Origin of the sequence: Streptomyces sp. PA03-3a (assembly GCF_033792735.1) — a bacterium.
Taxonomy (GTDB): domain Bacteria; phylum Actinomycetota; class Actinomycetes; order Streptomycetales; family Streptomycetaceae; genus Actinacidiphila.
In genome coordinates this window covers 1-536 of sequence record NZ_JARAVM010000104.1, presented here as the reverse complement: position 1 = coordinate 536, position 536 = coordinate 1, and the positions used below count along the sequence as shown (strand labels likewise).

Genomic DNA, 536 nt, shown 5'->3' with positions numbered 1-536 from the left:
CACGTGCACCAGCTCGCCGGGACGGGCGCGTTCGTAGCGGCGTATGACGCGGCCGGTGGCCCGGTCCAGGTGGGTCAGGCGGGCCAGGCCGTAGCGGGTCAGCACCCGGTGCACGGTCGAGGGCACCAGGCGCAGCAGGCCCGCGATCCGTGCCGGTCCCCACCGGCGCAGCAGGCGTACCTTGATGATCCGCCGCTCGGTACGGGTCGGGGTGCGGCGCGGGCTGGTGCGCGGACGGCTGGAGCGGTCGGCCATGCCCGCCTCGCCGAACCGGCGGTAGCGGTCGGCCCACCGCTGGGCCGTGGACACCGAGACCTGGAAGCGTTCCGCAGCGCGGCGCAAGGGCCAGTTGTCGTCCACGACGCAGCGGGCCAGGCGCAGGCGTCCGGTCTCGGTCAGCGGTGCGTTACGGTGCGGCATGAGGGCCTCTCTGGTCGCCGGTGCAGATGTCGCAATCCACACCGAGCCAGAAGGCCCTCACCCATTTCAAGATCCCTCAGCCGAGAGATCCGTCACCAACCTCTGTGGACAGAACA

1 protein-coding gene is annotated in these 536 nt (G+C 71.6%); it reads right to left on the bottom strand.

The window, feature by feature from the left end; all coding sequences use genetic code 11:
* Positions 1–420: helix-turn-helix domain-containing protein (locus PV342_RS40965; RefSeq protein ID WP_500321252.1), on the bottom strand; the 420-nt coding region annotated here is incomplete at its 3' end.
* Between the last annotated feature and the right edge of the window lie 116 nt (positions 421–536).